The following is a 16,470-nucleotide window of genomic DNA, read 5'->3' on the forward strand; positions in this document are numbered from 1 at the left end:
GCCCCTAGCGTAGGAAGGACGAATAAAGAAGCAAGCCCCATCCCGTCAGATCGCGCGTCGCTGGGGTCCAGAGCGCGGCAAAGCGGTCCCCGTCCATACCGTTGGCCCCGGCGATCTCACGCAAGCTGTTCTTGCCCGTGACCCGCCCCAGAAGCGGTGCCGCCTCACGCGGGAGACGCAGCGGGATCGTCTCGCCCCCTTGTTTGACCGGGATCGGTCGGCCCTCTGCCACCGCTTTGGCCAATGCCGCCGGGGCCACGCCAATGAGATGCGGCACGAGGTCCGGGTTCCGGGGATCGGCGATGCGCCCCCGCTCTTCTCCCTCGGCCACAGCATAGGCAATGTGCACCCGGATCGTGCCACAAAGCTTTTCCGCCAGCGCCATGCGCGTCACGGGGTCCATATCTTTTGGCACATCGGCAAAGCGCGACGGATCATACATCAGCGGCGTGGTGAAAGAGGACAGCGCCCAGCCCGTGCGCTCCAGCACCTCCACCAGCGATGCCACGTCATAGGCCCGATCCTGCCCGTGCAGCAGCAGGTCATAGAACCCCGCATCCGAAGCGCGATGATCGCCCAAATGCGGGTTGCGCTTGAACGGGTGCCCCTCTGGCAGCTTTTCAAAGGCCGCCTTGGCCGATTTGAGCCGTTTCTTCGCGGGCAGATCGGCAAAGAGCGCGCCAAACGCCTCTTGCAACGGATAGACACCCGAGCGGCCATACGGGGCATAGACCATGAAGCCCAGCCCACCGCCCGGGGCCAGCGCCGCGCGCAGCGCGCGAAACCCGGCATCTGGGTCCGGCAGGTGGTGCAGCACGCCGCAACAGTCGATGTAATCGAATTGCCCATACTCGGCCGCATCCAGCAGGGAGCCGGTGTGAAAGGAAATCTCCGTCAGCCCCCGCACCCGGGCCCGTGCCTCGGCCACCGCGCGCGAGGCTTCGGACAGATCGACATAGGTGATCTCATGCGGTTTGCCGGTCAGCTTCAGGTAATGGCCCAACTGGATCAACCCATCCCCTGTACCACCGCCCGCCACCAAGACGCGCAGCGGCTGCGACCAGTCCCGCGCCCCCCCGAACAGGTAATGATCCATCTCCACCGGATGCGAAGGCGAACCGGTGATCAAACGCGTGCGCTCATCCTCGGGGTCGCGTTCGGGATAGGGGAAGGCTTCGTATTGTTGCTTGACCGAGACCATCGTCTTTCCCCGCTTGCTCCTGTCCCGGGTTTGCCCCAGTCTTTGGCCATGACACAAGACCCCTTGGAACCGGTTCCATTAGAACCGGCCCCGATCTGCCTGCCCTATTTCACCGGCGCGGGGCACACGGCGCGGCTGGCACAGGGCATCGCCGCGGGCATCGGCGCGCCGAGATTGATCGACGTGACAGAGATGACATCCGAGGACTGGGACGCGCTGGATGCAGCGCCCGCGATTGTCTTTGGCGCGCCCACCTACATGGGATCCACCGCCGCGCGCTTCGACATGTTTCTCGAAGACGCGGCATCGCGCTGGGACAGCCATGGCTGGACCGACAAGATCGCCGCGGGCTTTACCGTGGCCACCCATGGATCGGGGGACAAGCTGGCAGCGCTGCAGCGCATGGCGGTCTATTCCGCGCAGATGGGCATGATCTGGGTCGGACAGGCCGCCATTGGCGCGCCGGTCAAGCCAAAGCAGGTGGGCATCAACCGTGATGGCAGCTGGCTGGGGCTGATGGCCACATCCTCGCGCGACAAAAGCCGGTTGATCGAAGCGCATGATCTGGAAACCGCACGACGCTTTGGCAAGCGCATCGCGGCGGCGGCAGACCGCTGGGGTCAGCGATAAGCCTTGCGGGCCAGTTCGATCCGCGCCTCCATCATAGACATGTCCTTGAGAATATCCTGCCGCCGGGTCCGGTCCCCGGTGTCGCGCAGTTCTTCACGCAGTCGGGCCAGTTCCCGGCTCAGGCTGACAAACTCCGGCACGCCGCCATTCTCCTTGACCAACCGATTGAGCAGCGCGTTTTCCGGATCATCCTCGGGTGGCAGGGGTTTGCCCGCGCCCGGCAGGTTGTCGAACGCGCCCGCCTCTTCCGCCTCGCGGATGCGCGCATTGATCAGGTCGATGAGCGGATGGTCCATGCCCCAAGAGTGACCCAGCCTGCCCGGCACCGCAAGACCCGCGCGACTTGCGCCAGATCAAACCCCACCCGTCTCAACGGCGCTAGACTACCGTCCTTTCCAAGGGAGGAGTGACCATGACACGCAGACACCTGTCATATTTCGCCAGCCTTGCGCTGGCCCTGTGCCTTACCCTGTTGCCGTTTTCTGCCCAAGCCGAAACCCCGATGGGATCGGTCATCGAAAGCCGCCTACTGGTCGGGATCAAAACCGACGCTGACGCGGTGACTGACATGATGCCCGCGGGTTGGGTGGCGATCCCCTATCCCAAGGGGCCAATGACCGGGTCCAACGCGATCCTTGCGCTGCTGGATGCGCATCTGGTGCTGGACACCGAAGGCAAACCCGCAGATCCCGCCACCCGGACCACCGCCGCCATTCTCGGCCTTGGCAAGGAAACGGGCGGCAAGGGCATCCGGCAATTCGTGCTTGTGGTCTATACAGATGATCCCGACGCCAACCCTTATGGCAATACCATCACCGCACAGGTGCAGCGCGAGCGCGGCCTGAGTGGCACCAGCGGCACGGCGCGCAGTGCCTCCGAGAGTTGGACGGTGAGCGAAGGCGACACTGCGCTGACCCTGTCGCTCAGTTACGAAATGGGCACACCCGGCTGGAGCCTGGGCAAATCGGCGGCCTTTTCTGCCGCTGATCCGGATTTCGCCGTCTCTCAGACCTATCAACAGCTTGCAGAGCTTGTCTCCAGTGAGGCCCTCGGCAAGCCGTTGAATGGAGAGCTGTCTTATTCCAGCAATCTCAAGGGCTTGTCGCCGCTTCTCAACGGGAGCGAAGAGGTTCAGGCCATCGTCAGCATTCCGATGTATATCCGGGATGTGTTCCATCCCTGAACCAGGAAAGAGAATGGCCCCCGGAAGTCCGGGGGCCTGACCACAGGGTGAACCCGGAATTATTTCATCGTGATACGACCGTCCGTATAGGGCTGGTAAGGCGCGTTTTCGGCCAGATACTCCGCCGTCACATCGGCAAGGTCCGGGCCGTAGTCATAGGCGTTCATCGCATCGCGGAACATCTTGTAACCGTCCCCGCCATTGCGCACGAAGTTGTTGGACACCACGCCATAGACACGGTCCATTTCCACCGGCGCGCCACCAACCATCACGCCGGAGACGCGGCTGCCCGGCTCTGCGGCGGGATCAACAACAAAGCTCATCCCCGCCACCTGCGGAAAGCGGCCGCCGCCCTCTTCGATTTCGCTTACACCGTTTTCCAGCGCCGCAACCAGCGTTTCACCGGTCACCTGGAAGGTGGCCAGCGTGTTCTGGAACGGCAGCACGGTCAGCACCTCGCCCATGGTCACGTCACCCGCATCAATGGATGCGCGCAACCCGCCGCCATTGGCAATCGCCACTTCGATGCCCTGGTCCCTGACCCGTGCAAGCATGGCATCGGCCACCAGATTGCCCATCGGGCATTCCACCGCGCGACAGACCGAACGGTCGCCCTCGATCGCCTCGGCGGCGCTGGCCACCACCTTGTTGCGAATCTCGTCCAGCGGTTTGGCCGCTTCCTTGATGCGCGCCGCCACCTCTTCATTGGCCAGGATCGCCGCATCCACCAGAAGCGGATCGCCGGTGGCCTCGGTCACGTTGCCCGCATCGTCAAAGGTGACATTCAACTCGCCCAAGTATTTGCCATAGGCATAGGCCTGCACGATCTGCACGCCATTGACCACCGTCGGGTAAGGCCCGTCAGCATTGTCGTCATTATTGGCGAGATAGGTGTTGGAATGCCCACCCACGATCACGTCAACGCCGGTGGTGTTCGCGGCAACCCGCTGATCCACGGCATAGCCCGAATGGCTGAGCACGATGATCTTGTTCACGCCCATCTCTGTCAGCGCGTCAACCTCGGCCTGCACCGCGTCGGACGGATCGGTAAAGATGATGTTGGGGCCGGGGCTGGCCAGCTCATCGGTGTTCTGAGGGGTCAGACCGATCAGCCCGATCTTTTCGCCGCCCTGTTCGATCACGGTGCTTTTCTTCAGCACATCGGCCAAAAGCGGCTCGCGGCTCACATCGGCGTTCGACATCAGGACCGGGAATTCCACCGCATCCATGAACCCGCGCAGCACTTCGGGGCCGTCATCAAACTCATGGTTGCCCACGGTCATCGCCGTGTAACCCATGAGGTTCATCATCTCGGCGGCCAGCTTGCCCTTGTAATAGGTGTAGAACAGCGTGCCCTGGAACTGGTCACCGCCATCCACGAGGATCCAGTTGTTCGAGCGCTTTTTGGCCTCGTTCACCGCCGTGACCAGACGCGCGGAACCACCAAAGCATTTGCCCGCGGCATCATCCTCGACCGAGCAGCCGCTGTCATATTTGCTGATCGGCTCGAAACGGGCGTGGAAATCGTTGGTATGAAGAATTGTCAGCGAATAATCGGCGCTGGCCACGCTTGTGGAAAGTGCAAGGGCAGCCGCGCTTGTCAAAAGGCGAACAGACATTCTTAGTCCTCTCTGTCGGTTGTTATGGTGCAGATGCTGCAACGGGTTCGGGCACGAGTCAAAGATTACCCGAGGAGAAGTCCACCAGACGGCAGCGCATCGCCTGCCGATTAACCGCGCCGTGCAACAGGAGCGTGACAGAGCATTGGGCTTGACCATGGGCGGTTCAGGCGGCAACAAGCGCCCATGCTGATTTACAAGATAATGCGCGCCAATGAATGGGCAGCGCTGAAGCTCAAGGGCGAAACCGCGGGCGCGCCGGTGGATGTGGCCGACGGGTACATCCACTTTTCCACCGCTGAGCAAGCCCGCGAAACCGCCGCAAAGCACTTTGCCGGCGAAGTCGGGCTGTTTCTTGCCGAACTGGACACCGACCGCATGGGTGATGCGCTCAAATGGGAAGTGTCCCGGGGCGGGGCGGAGTTTCCACATTACTACGGCCCTCTGACACTGGCACATGTCACATGGTGCCAACCGCTGCCGCTTGGTCCGGACGGACATGTATTTCCGGAGAATTTCGGATGAATTTTCTGGAAAAGATCGGGCTCAGCGCACTTTACCGGACCGACCCCGAAACCGCCCATGGGCTGGCGATCAAGGCGCTGCAACTTGGTGTGGCTCCGTCGCCGGGGCTTCTGACTTCTGAGCGGCTGCGCACCGAGGTCGCCGGGCTGCGCTTGCCCAATCCGGTCGGGCTGGCCGCCGGGTTTGACAAGAATGCCACCGCACTTCTTGGCCTTTCCCGGGCGGGATTCGGCTTTATCGAGGTGGGGGCCGCCACGCCCCTACCCCAGCCGGGCAACCCCAAGCCGCGCCTGTTCCGGCTGACCGAGGACCGCGCGGCGATCAACCGCTTCGGGTTCAACAATGACGGGATGGAGGCCATTGCAGACCGGCTGAAAACCCGGCCCCGTGACGCGGTGATCGGGCTGAACCTCGGTGCCAACAAGACAAGCGAAGACCGCGCCGCCGATTTCGCCCGCGTGCTGGCCCATTGTGGTCCTTTCGTCGATTTCGCCACGGTGAATGTGTCCTCGCCCAATACCGAGAAGCTGCGCGATCTTCAGGGGCGCGATGCGCTCATGGCGCTGCTGGGTGGTGTGATGGAGGCACGTGCGGGTCTGGACCGGGAGATCCCGGTTTTCCTCAAGATCGCTCCCGATCTGGACGATGCAGCTCTGGCCGAGATTGCCGAGGTTTCGGGCACCGTGGGGATAAGTGGAATTATAGCCACGAACACAACGCTTTCCCGCGACGGCTTGACGTCGGAACACAAGGGGCAACAGGGCGGGCTGTCCGGCGCGCCGCTGTTTGAGCCTTCAACCCGTGTGCTCGCCCGCCTCTACGATCTGACCGGTGGTGACATGCCCCTGATCGGGGTTGGCGGGATCGGATCGGCCGAACAGGCCTATGCCAAGATCCGCGCGGGTGCGTCGGCGGTACAACTCTACACCGCGATGGTGTTTGGCGGCCTTTCGCTCGTGCAGGAGATCGTGACCGGGCTCGACAAATTGCTGGCGCGGGACGGGTTTGAAACCGTGTCGGACGCGGTCGGAAAAAGCGTGAAAGACTGGATATAACGCGCTGATTCAAAAAGGCTTCGCGCGGTTGATGGGGGAATTTCCCGAGTCATTCCAACCACATGCATCTTAGCCATTGCCACAGCGGTCAGCGGTTTTTGCCCAAATGCACATGCAGCCGGAAATGACCCAAAGTCATCCTGTGGGTAACGTTCGCTAATCTTCGGAATCTTGAAGTATTGCGGGATCGCTGAGGATAACTCGCTGCAAAATGTCTGAAAGAGACAATCCAGACAAACCTTTTCATGCCGTCCGAACAGCCATGCCTCGATGGTCGGAAGGGCAGAACCGCAGGCAATCAAATCGCATCAATATTCAGATGCAAATATCTGATACTTTGCAGGCTATCGACTTATTCACAGGTTTGCACACAGCCTGAGATGCCATTTCGTGGTCAGGATGGTCCGATCATGAAACAGGTCACATTGCGCGCCTGCAATCTGCGACAGGCCAGATCGGCGGTTTCCCGCGTCAGCCCCATGAAATTCGCGTCATAGCCGGTCTTGCGCTTGACCACTTTGCGCAGGGCCCCATCCAGCGTAGCCAACTCGTTCAGCGCGGTTTTCAAGAGCACCTTTTCCGCCGCGAATTGAGACCCGTAGCGTCCGACATTGATGCCCCAATGCCGCCCGCCCGAAGTCGAGACGCGAGTAATGATTTCCTGCACCTGCTCGCGGATCACCGGATCGGGCGTCTTGGCCGGAGCGGCGGTGCTGGCCAGAACAAGCGCCTCGGGTCGCGCCGCAGGGCGGGGTGTGGTCTTGGGGGCCTCTGCGACAGTGCCACCCTCGAACAACGAGGCCAGTGCAAGTTCGGCTTCCACCGCCTCAGTCACCGCATCGTTGATATCTTCCTGCAGTGCGACAATCACCTCTTTCGGCACATCCCTGGCCGGACGTGAGCGAGGGCGGAGGCTCTGGGTCACGGCAAGCTTCACTGCAATCGTCTTGCCCGCTGCCGGGCGGCTGCCACCCGAGCTTGGCACCGGGGCGGTCGAAGCGGCGGCCACCTGCGTATCACCGTCAAAGAGCCCGCGATTCCCCTGATAACGAGGCTTCTTCGGTCGCGACAGCGCCACCCGCGTCGGCGCGCGCTGGAAACCCAGGTCCAGCAATTCGGCAACCCGCGCATTGCGCGTCGTGGTCGAACGCCCACCAAACACAGTGGCGATCACACGTTCCCGGCCCCGCTCGGCGGAGGCCACGAGGTTGAAACCGGCAGCGCGGGTATAGCCTGTCTTGATCCCATCCGCGCCTTTGTAGCTTTGCAGCAGGCGGCGGTTCGTATGCGACACCTCGCGCACCCCGGCATCCGCCGTCTGGCGCGAGAACAGGTTATAATACATCGGGTAATCATAGATCATGTGACGGCCCAGGATCGTCATGTCGCGTGCCGTGCTGAGATGGCCCGACTGGGTCAGGCCATGCGCATTCTTGAACGTGGTCCGGGTCATCCCCATCGACTTGGCGGTGCGGTTCATGCGGCGGGCAAAGGCGGCCTCGGAGCCGGAGATTGCCTCGGCAATCGCGGTCGCGGCATCATTGGCGGACTTCACGGCGGCGGCGCGCACGAGATAGCGCATCTTGATCTTTTGCCCCGCACGCAGGCCCAGCTTCGACGGCGGCTCGCTCGCCGCTTTTTTCGACACGCGTACATAGGTGTCCATCGTCAATTCGCCACGCTGAACCGCCTCGAACACGATATAGAGCGTCATCATCTTTGTCAGGGATGCAGGATGAAGGCGGGTATTGGCGTTCTCGGAATGCAGCACCTTGCCCGATCGGGCATCCATCACCATTGCTGCATAGGGGGCTGCAGCGGCGCTGAGCGGGACAACCACACAGAGCCACAGGAGCGCCAATATCAATACGCCCCAGCGGGCGGACTCCACGTTCCGGACCTTCACGATTACACTGCCTTCTGCCTCGTGCTGCCAGTATTCTGGTCAGCTTATTATTAAGGTTACCTTATCATATCAGCTTCCCCCTTCAAACCCCCATTTTTAAAGGAATTTCCCGTTAGCTTCGCATTCTCGGACGCCACATATTGCGGCTTGTGGCAAACAGCCCCCAAGACCGGCGATTGTGGCAGGAATGTGGCGGCGACTCGCAAGACAAACACCGACCGGGTCGGTCAATTTTGAGCCCCCTCCAACTGCACCCTCTTTTCACCATGGCTAGGGGCGTTATATAGACTCTCAACACGGGAACGGAAAAACGCACGCTTTGACCAATAGCAGCGATATGACCAGCAGAATTCGCACCGTCGCCATGGCGAATGACGAGGACGACACCGATACCGGCGTCGCCGTCAAAACCCGTGCCAAGACCAAGCGCCCCCCGCTTTACAAGGTGCTCCTGCTCAATGACGACTACACGCCCATGGAGTTTGTGGTCCACGTGCTGGAGCGGTTCTTTGGCCTCAATCATGCACAGGCCTTTGAAATCATGCTGACCGTGCACAAGAAGGGCGTGGCCGTCGTCGGCGTCTTCAGCCACGAGATTGCAGAGACCAAGGTGGGGCAAGTGATGGATTTTGCCCGCCGTCACCAGCACCCGCTGCAATGCACCATGGAAAAGGAATAGGCGCCCGCGCCTGACTATCATGGCTGTGTCCCGATTGTCCCTCGCCCTTGGCGAACTTGCGCTGCCCGACACGGGCGGCATCGCGGTGTTTGAACCGACAGCTGAGACCGACCTGAGCGCTCTACCCGCTGACCGGGTGCAGATCATCACCCGCCACATCACCACGCAGGACGCCTTTCCTGGGTTCGCCTGTCAGCGCGCGCCAACCCCTCCGCTTGCCACCGCAATCGTGGTCGTGCCCCGCGCCAAGGCGCTGGCGCAGGCGCTGATTGCCGAAGCGGTCGCAGCCTGCCCCGATGGGCTCATCCTTGTCGACGGGCAAAAGACCGACGGCGTGGACCCGCTGTTCAAAGCCTGCCGGGCGCGGGTGGATATCGCCGGACAGATGACCAAGGCGCATGGGCGCGCCTTCTGGTTCGCATCGCACCCCGCTTTTGACGACTGGCGCGCAGCCCCGCAATCGGTGGACGGGTTTCAGACCGTGCCCGGTGTATTCTCTGCCGACGGGATCGACCCGGCCTCGGCGCTTCTGGCACAGCATCTGCCCGCCAAACCCGGTGCAACCGTGGCCGATCTGGGGGCGGGCTGGGGCTATCTCGCCGCTCAGATCCTGCGCAACCCGGACATCCAGAACCTGCATCTCGTGGAAAGCGACGCAGCGGCTCTGGACTGCGCCCGCGCCAATATCGATGATCCGCGTGCCGTGTTCCACTGGGCTGATGCCACAACATGGAAAGCGCCGGAGCCGCTGGATTGCGTGATCATGAACCCGCCCTTTCACCAGGGCCGCAAGGGCGCGCCGGATCTGGGCCAGCGCTTCATCACCAATGCCGCAAGGCTGCTCAAACCCTCGGGGCAGCTTGTTCTGGTCGCAAACAGGCATCTCCCCTACGAGGCGACACTGGCCGCGTGTTTTGCCAAAACCGACGAGATTGGCGGCGACAAAAGATTCAAAATCCTGGCTGGGCAACGCCCCACTCGCGGCAAGGCCCGCGCATCGCTAGGGTAACGGCAGGGAATCAGGAGCGAGACATGGGTTTCTCTATCGAAGGCAAGACCGCCATCGTCACCGGTGCGGCCAACGGGATCGGGCTGGCCGTTGGGCGGCATTTCCTCGACCGGGGCGCAAACGTGATGTTCGCGGATATGGACGAGGCGCGGCTGGCCGACGAGATCGGAGAAACCGCCGATGACAGCCCGGCACGCTATTTTGCGGGCGATCTGCGCGAAAAGCTGACCATTGCCAACCTGCTGTCCGCCACCATCGACGCCTTTGACCGGGTGGATATCCTCGTCAATGGCAGCCGCCAGATGCTGCCCTCGGACCCTCTGGACCCTGACGATCAGTCGATTGAAACGCTGCTGGAGCAGAACCTCATGGCGTCGCTCCGGCTGACCCAGCTTGTCGCCAATCGGATGATCAAACAGGGTGAGGGCCAGGAAGAGGGGCAGCTTGGCGCCATCGTCAATATTTCCTCCATCGCGGCACGGCGCACCCAGCCGGAACTGTTGGGCTATTCCGTTTCCAATGCCGCGCTGGACCAGATGACCCGCTCCATGGCGGTGGCGCTGGCCCCGCATCGCATTCGGGTCAACGCGGTCGCCTTTGGCTCGGTCATGTCGGCCAGTCTCAAGGGCGCGCTCAAGGAAAACCGGGATTATCGTGAAGAGATCGAGCACAACACGCCGCTGGGCCGGATTGCCTCGCCCCGGGAACTGGCCGAGGCGGTGCAATGGCTGGCCTCCGAGGGGGCTGGTTTTGTCACGGGCCAGATCATGACCGTCGATGGCGGGCGGACGCTGCTGGACCCGGTAACCGCACCGGCACATTGACGCGCGTCCGGCGCTTGGCTCTGCCCCCGGGACAGGTTAGATCGGGGCACCAGAGTTGAGGAGCGCCCCATGACCCAAACCGATTTCACCACTGAGAAAACCCGCGCCGCCGCATGGTTCCGCGCGCTCCGGGATGAAATCGTGGCAAGCTTTGAAGCGCTTGAAGACAGCCATTCCGAAGGCCCGTTTACCGATATGGAGCCGGGCCGTTTCGAGGTGACGGAAACCAAACGCGCCTCTGATGACGGTTCGGACGCGGGCGGCGGGTTGATGAGCGTGATGCGCGGGGGCCGCGTGTTCGAAAAGGTCGGCGTCAATGTCTCCGAGGTCTATGGCCAGCTGGGCGAGGCCGCGCAAAACGCCATGGCCGCACGCAAGGGCATTCCGGGCATGAAGGACGACCCGCGCTTCTGGGCGTCGGGCATCTCGCTTGTGGCGCATATGCGCAACCCGCATGTCCCGGCGGTCCATATGAACACGCGCATGTTCTGGACCCCGCATGCGTGGTGGTTCGGCGGCGGCTCGGACCTGAACCCCTGCATCGAATATGACGAAGACACGGCGCATTTCCACGCCGTCCAGAAATCCCATCTCGATCCGCATGGGGAGGACGAATATCCGCGCCTCAAGGCATGGGCGGACGAATATTTCTACATCCCCCACCGCAACCGCGCCCGGGGCGTCGGCGGCATCTTCATGGATGACCGCTGCTCCGGCGATTGGGAGGCCGATTTCGCCCTGACCCAGGATATCGGCCGCGCCTTCCTGCCCGCCTTCACGCCGCTGGTGGAAAAGCGCCGGGTGCAGGCATTCTCCGAGGCCGACAAGGACACGCAACTGGTCCATCGCGGCCTCTATGCGGAATACAACCTTGTCTATGACCGCGGCACCAAGTTTGGCCTCGCCACAGGCCATGACGCCAATGCCGTGCTGATGTCCCTGCCGCCCATGGCCAAGTGGGTCTGATCCCCGGTGGAAACCCTCACCGTCCTGCAAGACCCGATCCTGCCGGTCTTTGCCATCATGGCACTGGGTTTTGTGATGGGCCGCGCAGGCTTTGTCAGCGATACGGACGCGCGGATGATCAACCGCGTGGTCATGACGATTTTCCTGCCGCTCATGGTGTTCGGCGTGATCGCCCATGCCCCGATCCGCGATTTCGCGTTGGTCCCGGTGCTGATCTACGCGGGCGCGCAGGCGGCGATCTTCTCACTTGGCTTTCTGCTGGCGCGCAAGCTGTTTGGCATCGGGCCCCGGGAATCGGTGCTGATCGCCTTTGGGGCGGTCTTTGCCAATAACGCACTCTATATCCTGCCGCTCTCGGTTCTGCTCTACGGCACGGAAAACGTGCTGCCGGTGACCACCATCGTGACATGGGACGCGACGGTGACTTTCGGCGCGGCCATGATCGCCATGCAACTGATGGAGGCGGGCCGCGTCTCGCCCGGTGCCATCCTGCGCAGCTTTGCCCGCACGCCGATGCTGATTGCCATCGTGATCGGTGTCATCGTCTCGTTGGCAGGGTTCACCCTGCCCGGCCCGGTCGAGACCTTCACCCAGTTCAACGGCGCGGCGGCCGCCCCCATGGCGCTCTTTGCCCTTGGCGTGATCCTGTCGGCCACCTCCTTCCGGCCCGATGGCGCGGTGGTCAGCTTTACCCTGATCAAGCTGTTTTTATTCCCGGCTGCCGTTGCCCTCGGGCTGTATGTCTTGACCGACAATGACCCCGCGCATGATCTCTTCCTGCTAGCCGCCGCAGGCCCCGCCGGGGCCATGTCGCTCAGCCTCGCGCTGCTGCATGGCGTGCAGACGGACAAGATTGCGCAGGTCATGGTCTACACCAACGTGCTGACGCTCGGCACATTGGCGCTCCTCGCCTGAACTTCTTCTGTTTGAAAATACCTCGGGGGTTTGGGGGCAGAGCCCCCAATGTCACGCGTCCCTCCACTCACCCGGACGCAAGCCGCCCAAGTGCCACTCACCCACTTGCGCGCGGATCAGCCGCAAAGTCGGATGCCCCACATGCGCCGTCATGCGCCGCACCTGCCGGTTTTTACCCTCAGTGATCACCATTTCCAGCCAGGAGTCAGGCACCGATTTGCGAAACCGCACCGGCGGATCGCGCGGGAACAGCGGGCTGGGCGCGTCGATACGTTTCACTTTCGCGGGCCGTGTCCTGCCATCCTTGAGCGTCACGCCGCGCCGCAACGCCTCCAGCGCGGCCTCATCGGGGACGCGTTCGACCTGCACCCAATAGGTCTTGGGCTGTTTCGATTTAGGATGGGCGATGCGATGCTGCAACCGGCCATCATCGGTCAGAACCAGAAGCCCCTCGCTGTCCCGGTCCAGCCGACCGGCCGCGTAGACCCCCGGCACGTCGATATACTCCGCCAAGGTCGGATGACCCGAACCCTCATCGGTAAATTGCGAGAGCACGCCAAACGGCTTGTGAAACAGGATCACCCGGCTCATCGGCGCCCCGCAAAGAAGTCTTTGAGCAGCGCTTCCGCCTCCTCCGCCCGGATGCCGTCATAGACCTCGGGCATGTGATGCGCCTGCGGGTGCGAAAACACCCGCGCGCCATGCGCCACGCCGCCCGATTTCGGGTCCGCCGCGCCATAATACACCCGCGCGATGCGCGCCGCCGCAATCGTGCCAGCGCAGATCGCGCAGGGCTCCAAAGTGACGTAGAGATCATGCCCCACCAGCCGCTCGGAGCCGAGCGCCGCGCAGGCCGCGCGGATCGCCAGTACCTCGGCATGGGCCGTGGGATCGCTCAACTCGCGCGTCCGGTTGCCCGCCTGTGCCACCACCTCACCCGAGGGCGCAACAATCACAGCCCCCACCGGAACCTCACCACGCGCGGCAGCGGCGCGCGCCTCTTCCAGCGCCAATTCCATATGAGATCGAAACACCATGCCCCCTCTTGCCTGCTTGCGCGGCGTTGATCAACGCTCTAAGGCACGGGGCATGGTTCAGAAAACGCCCCCCAAAGCCCAAACCAAAACACCAGACGGCGACCGTATCGCCAAGGTGCTGGCCCGCGCGGGCGTTGCCTCGCGCCGCGAAGCGGAACGCATGATCGAGGCGGGCCGCGTGAGCGTGAACGGCGAACAGATCACCCGCGCCGCGCTCAATGTCACCGACAAGGACAAGATCACCGTCGACGGCAAGCCGCTGGATGCGCCGGAACCGCCCCGGCTTTGGCTTTATCACAAGCCCACCGGCCTCGTGACCACCCACAAGGACGAACAGGGCCGCGCAACGATCTTTGACGACCTGCCCGAGGATATGCCGCGCGTGATGAGCGTGGGACGGCTCGACCTCAATTCCGAGGGTCTGCTGCTTTTGACCAATGACGGCGGCATCAAGCGCAAGCTTGAACTGCCCTCGACCGGCTGGCTGCGCCGCTACCGGGTGCGCGTCAAGGGCCGCCCCAGCGACGAGATGCTGGAGCCCCTGCGCAAGGGCACCCATGTGGACGGAACCGATTATCAGCCGATGATCGTCTCGCTCGACCGACAACAGGGGGCCAATGCCTGGCTCACCGTGGGGCTGCGCGAGGGCAAGAACCGCGAGATTCGCCGCGCCATGGAAAGCATCGGGCTTTCGGTGAACCGGCTGATCCGGGTCTCCTATGGCCCGTTCCAGCTGGGCCAGCTCAAGGCGGGCGCGGTGGAAGAGGTACGCTCCAAGGTGATGCGCGACCAGTTGGGTCTGGATGGTGCGAAACCGGACGCGGCGAAGAAGGACCGCCCAAAACCGCAGCGCACCCGCCGCAAACCCAGGCCCTGAGCAAAGCTTCGCCATTTTCCCCCTGCCTGTCGTTGTTCTTTCGTGAAAACCTGCGTTAAGCAGGTGCAGCGGTATTTTTTCAGGGGGATTTCAGTACCATGGCCGACCTTTTGACCATCGAGAATATGGGCAACCTGCTCATGCTCTGTTTCCTGCAAGCGGTTCTGGGTTTCGATAACTTGCTCTACATCTCGATCGAAAGCCAACGCGCCCCCGTGGCGCAGCAAAAGGCGGTGCGCTTCTGGGGCATCATCATTGCCGTGGTGCTGCGGGTGATCCTGCTGTTCACCATGGTGCAACTGATCGACGCTCTGGCCGAACCGTTCGTGGTCCTGAACTGGGAGGGCGTGCTGACCGGCGGGGTCAATTTTGCCACGCTGGTCTTTATCATTGGTGGTATCTTCATCATCCACACGGCGGTGAAGGAAATCGGTCACATGCTGTCCATTGAGCATTTGAACACGGATGTTGAAGGCAAATCAGGCAAATCCGCCGCGCAGGTGATCATGCTGATCGTAACGATGAACCTGATCTTTTCCTTCGACTCGGTCCTGTCGGCCATCGCCATCACCGATGTTTTCCCGATCCTCGCCTTTGCGATCATCCTGTCGGGGTTGGCCATGCTGGCGCTGGCCGATGGGGTGACGCGGTTTCTTGAGAAAAACCGCATGTACGAGGTGCTGGGCCTGTTCATCCTGCTGATTGTCGGCGTGGTGCTCTTGGGCGAATCCGGTCAGGCGGCCGCGCATGCCATGCATGATCCGGAGCTGGCGCTGCGCGTTTTCGGCTATGAAATCGTGCCGATGTCCAAGACGACCTTCTATTTCAGTGTTCTGGTGCTGGTCGCGGTGGAAATCATCCAATCCGGCTATGCCCGCAAGCTCAACGCCGAGCGTCGCACTGCGGCGCGGCACTAGCGGAGCGCGAGCGCATCGCCTATCTTGAACACAAGCGGAGCGAGAGGGGCCCCGAATGGCAAGATTGATCATGCTTTTGGCATTGGTGGCGGTGGTCGTCGCCGTCGGCGCGATTGCGGTGGCCGTCTGGTCTTCGGGCGATGGCGCACGCGAGGGCAAGCTCAACAATGTGCAAAAGGTGGCTTATCTGTGCCTCTTTGCTGTGATGACCGGTGTAGCCACCGGGTTTCTGGGGGCTGAGTGATGGCAAAACGCTACGGCGGCACCTATAGCCCGACCGGCAAGGTCGAGGCAGACAACGTGGACCCGCGCCCGTTTCAGGCGCAGGTCAGCCCCACTGGCGCACGGTCCAACCTGCTCTTCGTTCCGGGCCTGATCCTTGCCTTCACGTCTTTCGGCGGTGGTCCCGAGGCATTGGCGCTTGGCCTTGCCGGGGCGGGCACCTGGACGCTGGCCGCATGGCTCACACGCGAAGGGCTCAAGGCCGAGGCCGCCTATCACGCCCGCAAGGTGGCGCGTCGCCCGGCCCTGCCGCGCAAGATGCTGGGCTCGCTTCTGGTGGGCGCGGGCACCGTGCTGGCTAGCTTGTCCGGCGATATGGGGCTGACGGCCTCGGGGCTATACGCCGTGATCGGTGCCGCGCTGCACATGACCGCCTTTGGCATCGACCCGCTGAAGAACAAGTCTCTCGAAGGCGTGGACGAATTCCAGCAGGACCGCGTCGCCCGCGTCGTGGACGAGGCCGAAGCGCATCTGCAATCCATGATGGGCGCGATCCGCCGGGCACAGGACCCGCGGCTTGAAGCCCGTGTGGAACGGTTCCAGCAACAGGTGCGCGAGATGCTCCGCACGGTCGAGGAAGACCCGCGCGACCTGACCGCCGCGCGCCGCTATCTGGGTGTCTATCTGATGGGTGCGCGCGACGCGACGATCAAGTTCGCCGATATCTATGCCCGCGATCGCGATGCGGGCGCCAAATCGGATTACATGATGCTGCTCACCGATCTGGAAGAAAACTATACCGCCAAGACAAGGAAACTGCTGAAAGACAGCAATTCCGATCTGGCGGTGGAAATTGATGTGTTGCGGGACCGTCTGCAACGCGAGGGTGTCAGGCTCGACTGAGC

The 16,470-nt window shown here is 62.5% G+C and carries 19 protein-coding genes; 13 read left to right on the plus strand and 6 right to left on the minus strand.

Annotated features, from left to right (window positions below):
- Positions 1–4: 4 nt before the first annotated feature.
- Positions 5–1,201 carry a class I SAM-dependent methyltransferase gene (locus tag PGB28_RS06275; protein ID WP_271420644.1) on the minus strand — a complete coding sequence of 399 codons (1,197 nt, stop codon included), beginning with the start codon at positions 1,199–1,201 and terminating at the stop codon, positions 5–7.
- 48 nt (positions 1,202–1,249) lie between these two features.
- On the opposite strand from PGB28_RS06275, the gene PGB28_RS06280 reads away from it, so the two are divergent.
- Positions 1,250–1,831, plus strand: a complete 582-nt coding sequence (locus PGB28_RS06280; RefSeq protein ID WP_271420645.1) for a flavodoxin family protein — start codon at positions 1,250–1,252, stop codon at positions 1,829–1,831.
- On the opposite strand, the gene PGB28_RS06285 is transcribed toward PGB28_RS06280, so the two are convergent.
- Entirely contained in the window at positions 1,822–2,127 is a 306-nt protein-coding gene (locus PGB28_RS06285) for a DnaJ family domain-containing protein (protein WP_271420646.1), read from the minus strand. The genes PGB28_RS06280 and PGB28_RS06285 overlap by 10 nt on opposite strands.
- Positions 2,128–2,243: 116 nt before the next feature.
- Here PGB28_RS06285 and PGB28_RS06290 point away from each other — a divergent pair, with 116 nt between their 5' ends.
- Positions 2,244–3,014: a hypothetical protein gene (locus PGB28_RS06290; RefSeq protein WP_271420647.1), complete on the plus strand. Its 771-nt coding sequence runs from the start codon at positions 2,244–2,246 to the stop codon at positions 3,012–3,014.
- 59 nt (positions 3,015–3,073) lie between these two features.
- Here the strand turns inward: PGB28_RS06290 and PGB28_RS06295 are convergent, their stop codons facing one another.
- Positions 3,074–4,633 carry a bifunctional metallophosphatase/5'-nucleotidase gene (locus PGB28_RS06295; protein ID WP_271420648.1) on the minus strand — a complete coding sequence of 520 codons (1,560 nt, stop codon included), beginning with the start codon at positions 4,631–4,633 and terminating at the stop codon, positions 3,074–3,076.
- Between the two features lie 186 nt (positions 4,634–4,819).
- Between PGB28_RS06295 and PGB28_RS06300 the strand changes: the two genes are divergently transcribed.
- Both PGB28_RS06300 and PGB28_RS06305 read left to right on the plus strand, forming a co-directional pair.
- Positions 4,820–5,158 carry a DUF952 domain-containing protein gene (locus PGB28_RS06300; RefSeq protein WP_271420649.1) on the plus strand — a complete coding sequence of 113 codons (339 nt, stop codon included), beginning with the start codon at positions 4,820–4,822 and terminating at the stop codon, positions 5,156–5,158.
- Positions 5,155–6,213 (plus strand): quinone-dependent dihydroorotate dehydrogenase, encoded by a 1,059-nt coding sequence (locus PGB28_RS06305; RefSeq protein WP_271420650.1) that lies wholly within the window; start codon positions 5,155–5,157, stop codon positions 6,211–6,213. Before PGB28_RS06300 ends, PGB28_RS06305 begins: the two co-directional genes overlap by 4 nt.
- Before the next feature lie 394 nt (positions 6,214–6,607).
- Here the strand turns inward: PGB28_RS06305 and PGB28_RS06310 are convergent, their stop codons facing one another.
- The gene (locus PGB28_RS06310; RefSeq protein ID WP_271420651.1) at positions 6,608–8,119 is read right to left on the minus strand and encodes a D-alanyl-D-alanine carboxypeptidase family protein; all 1,512 of its coding nucleotides are present in this window, start codon (positions 8,117–8,119) and stop codon (positions 6,608–6,610) included.
- 337 nt (positions 8,120–8,456) lie between these two features.
- Here PGB28_RS06310 and clpS point away from each other — a divergent pair, with 337 nt between their 5' ends.
- From clpS to PGB28_RS06335, 5 genes are all read left to right on the plus strand, one after another.
- Positions 8,457–8,798, plus strand: a complete 342-nt coding sequence (gene clpS / locus PGB28_RS06315; protein ID WP_408636221.1) for an ATP-dependent Clp protease adapter ClpS — start codon at positions 8,457–8,459, stop codon at positions 8,796–8,798.
- Positions 8,799–8,817: 19 nt separating this feature from the next.
- Positions 8,818–9,807 carry a class I SAM-dependent methyltransferase gene (locus tag PGB28_RS06320; RefSeq protein ID WP_271420652.1) on the plus strand — a complete coding sequence of 330 codons (990 nt, stop codon included), beginning with the start codon at positions 8,818–8,820 and terminating at the stop codon, positions 9,805–9,807.
- A 23-nt stretch (positions 9,808–9,830) separates the two neighbouring features.
- Positions 9,831–10,631: an SDR family NAD(P)-dependent oxidoreductase gene (locus tag PGB28_RS06325; RefSeq protein ID WP_271420653.1), complete on the plus strand. Its 801-nt coding sequence runs from the start codon at positions 9,831–9,833 to the stop codon at positions 10,629–10,631.
- 69 nt (positions 10,632–10,700) lie between these two features.
- Positions 10,701–11,597 (plus strand): oxygen-dependent coproporphyrinogen oxidase, encoded by an 897-nt coding sequence (gene hemF / locus PGB28_RS06330; RefSeq protein WP_271420654.1) that lies wholly within the window; start codon positions 10,701–10,703, stop codon positions 11,595–11,597.
- A gap of 6 nt (positions 11,598–11,603) precedes the next feature.
- Positions 11,604–12,512, plus strand: coding sequence for an AEC family transporter (locus tag PGB28_RS06335; protein WP_271420655.1), 909 nt, complete (start codon positions 11,604–11,606; stop codon positions 12,510–12,512).
- 51 nt (positions 12,513–12,563) lie between these two features.
- Here PGB28_RS06335 and PGB28_RS06340 read toward each other — a convergent pair whose 3' ends face one another.
- Together PGB28_RS06340 and PGB28_RS06345 are read right to left on the minus strand one after the other, a co-directional pair.
- Positions 12,564–13,103, minus strand: coding sequence for an rRNA large subunit pseudouridine synthase E (locus tag PGB28_RS06340; protein WP_271420656.1), 540 nt, complete (start codon positions 13,101–13,103; stop codon positions 12,564–12,566).
- Complete coding sequence (locus tag PGB28_RS06345; RefSeq protein WP_271420657.1) at positions 13,100–13,549, minus strand: nucleoside deaminase; 450 nt, start codon at positions 13,547–13,549, stop codon at positions 13,100–13,102. Before PGB28_RS06345 ends, PGB28_RS06340 begins: the two co-directional genes overlap by 4 nt.
- Positions 13,550–13,601: 52 nt before the next feature.
- On the opposite strand from PGB28_RS06345, the gene PGB28_RS06350 reads away from it, so the two are divergent.
- From PGB28_RS06350 to PGB28_RS06365, 4 genes are all read left to right on the plus strand, one after another.
- The gene (locus PGB28_RS06350) at positions 13,602–14,426 is read left to right on the plus strand and encodes a pseudouridine synthase (protein ID WP_271420658.1); all 825 of its coding nucleotides are present in this window, start codon (positions 13,602–13,604) and stop codon (positions 14,424–14,426) included.
- A 98-nt stretch (positions 14,427–14,524) separates the two neighbouring features.
- Positions 14,525–15,343 (plus strand): TerC family protein, encoded by an 819-nt coding sequence (locus PGB28_RS06355; protein ID WP_271420659.1) that lies wholly within the window; start codon positions 14,525–14,527, stop codon positions 15,341–15,343.
- A gap of 55 nt (positions 15,344–15,398) precedes the next feature.
- Positions 15,399–15,587 (plus strand): hypothetical protein, encoded by a 189-nt coding sequence (locus PGB28_RS06360; RefSeq protein ID WP_271420660.1) that lies wholly within the window; start codon positions 15,399–15,401, stop codon positions 15,585–15,587.
- Positions 15,587–16,468: a 5-bromo-4-chloroindolyl phosphate hydrolysis family protein gene (locus PGB28_RS06365; RefSeq protein ID WP_271420661.1), complete on the plus strand. Its 882-nt coding sequence runs from the start codon at positions 15,587–15,589 to the stop codon at positions 16,466–16,468. Before PGB28_RS06360 ends, PGB28_RS06365 begins: the two co-directional genes overlap by 1 nt.
- Positions 16,469–16,470: the final 2 nt, after the last annotated feature.

Origin of the sequence: Primorskyibacter aestuariivivens, assembly GCF_028023675.1 — a bacterium.
Taxonomy (GTDB): domain Bacteria; phylum Pseudomonadota; class Alphaproteobacteria; order Rhodobacterales; family Rhodobacteraceae; genus Marinovum; species Marinovum aestuariivivens.

Bases quoted from the DNA above. Each gene is read 5' to 3' on its own strand.
- PGB28_RS06305 (WP_271420650.1), top strand. From the start codon at position 5,155: ATGAATTTTCTGGAAAAGATCGGGCTCAGCGCACTTTACCGGACCGAC.
- PGB28_RS06280 (WP_271420645.1), top strand. From the start codon at position 1,250: ATGACACAAGACCCCTTGGAACCGGTTCCATTAGAACCGGCCCCGATC.
- PGB28_RS06300 (WP_271420649.1), top strand. From the start codon at position 4,820: ATGCTGATTTACAAGATAATGCGCGCCAATGAATGGGCAGCGCTGAAG.
- PGB28_RS06350 (WP_271420658.1), top strand. From the start codon at position 13,602: ATGGTTCAGAAAACGCCCCCCAAAGCCCAAACCAAAACACCAGACGGC.
- PGB28_RS06295 (WP_271420648.1), bottom strand. From the start codon at position 4,633: ATGTCTGTTCGCCTTTTGACAAGCGCGGCTGCCCTTGCACTTTCCACA.
- PGB28_RS06320 (WP_271420652.1), top strand. From the start codon at position 8,818: ATGGCTGTGTCCCGATTGTCCCTCGCCCTTGGCGAACTTGCGCTGCCC.
- PGB28_RS06275 (WP_271420644.1), bottom strand. From the start codon at position 1,201: ATGGTCTCGGTCAAGCAACAATACGAAGCCTTCCCCTATCCCGAACGC.
- PGB28_RS06365 (WP_271420661.1), top strand. From the start codon at position 15,587: ATGGCAAAACGCTACGGCGGCACCTATAGCCCGACCGGCAAGGTCGAG.
- clpS (WP_408636221.1), top strand. From the start codon at position 8,457: ATGACCAGCAGAATTCGCACCGTCGCCATGGCGAATGACGAGGACGAC.
- PGB28_RS06325 (WP_271420653.1), top strand. From the start codon at position 9,831: ATGGGTTTCTCTATCGAAGGCAAGACCGCCATCGTCACCGGTGCGGCC.
- PGB28_RS06355 (WP_271420659.1), top strand. From the start codon at position 14,525: ATGGCCGACCTTTTGACCATCGAGAATATGGGCAACCTGCTCATGCTC.
- PGB28_RS06285 (WP_271420646.1), bottom strand. From the start codon at position 2,127: ATGGACCATCCGCTCATCGACCTGATCAATGCGCGCATCCGCGAGGCG.
- PGB28_RS06360 (WP_271420660.1), top strand. From the start codon at position 15,399: ATGGCAAGATTGATCATGCTTTTGGCATTGGTGGCGGTGGTCGTCGCC.
- hemF (WP_271420654.1), top strand. From the start codon at position 10,701: ATGACCCAAACCGATTTCACCACTGAGAAAACCCGCGCCGCCGCATGG.
- PGB28_RS06345 (WP_271420657.1), bottom strand. From the start codon at position 13,549: ATGGTGTTTCGATCTCATATGGAATTGGCGCTGGAAGAGGCGCGCGCC.
- PGB28_RS06340 (WP_271420656.1), bottom strand. From the start codon at position 13,103: ATGAGCCGGGTGATCCTGTTTCACAAGCCGTTTGGCGTGCTCTCGCAA.
- PGB28_RS06290 (WP_271420647.1), top strand. From the start codon at position 2,244: ATGACACGCAGACACCTGTCATATTTCGCCAGCCTTGCGCTGGCCCTG.